Raw genomic sequence first — 542 nt, 5'->3', positions numbered from 1 at the left:
GACCTGGCTGTTCGGCGCCAGTTGCCGAGCAACTTCGGCGTTGGCCGCGGCGTCGTATTGCAGCGGGCCGTCGATCAGCAGTGAGTGCTGTTGTTCGTGGGCGAGCAGGGTGGCCTCGCGGACTTTCTCGACTTCTTCACCGGTGGCCGATTCGCCGCTGGAATAATTGATCATCGCTACGCGCGGAGTGATACCGAACGCCGCTGCCGAGTCGGCGCTTTGCAAAGCAATCTCGGCAAGTTCGGTGGCGCTCGGGTGCGGGTTCATCACGCAGTCGCCGTAAACCAGCACTTCCTCCGGGAAGAGCATGAAGAACACCGATGACACCAGCGTGCAGCCCGGCGCGGTCTTGATCAGCTGCAAGGCCGGGCGGATGGTGTTGGCGGTGGTGTTGATCACGCCGGAAACCAAACCGTCGACTTCATCCAGCGCCAGCATCATGGTGCCGATCACCACGGTGTCTTCCAGCTGCTGCTCGGCCATCGGTGCATTGAGGCTTTTAGTTTTGCGCAGGGCGACCATCGGCTCGACGTAGCGCTCGC

1 protein-coding gene is annotated in these 542 nt (G+C 62.2%); it reads right to left on the bottom strand.

Annotated elements, in window-relative coordinates:
- The coding region (locus tag BK660_RS31615) for a phosphate acyltransferase (RefSeq protein WP_259698573.1) at positions 1-542 on the bottom strand (542 nt) is incomplete at both ends.

Source organism: Pseudomonas brassicacearum, assembly GCF_003732265.1.
Classification (GTDB): Bacteria; Pseudomonadota; Gammaproteobacteria; order Pseudomonadales; family Pseudomonadaceae; genus Aquipseudomonas; species Aquipseudomonas brassicacearum_D.
This window is presented reverse-complemented; position numbering and strand designations above follow the sequence as displayed.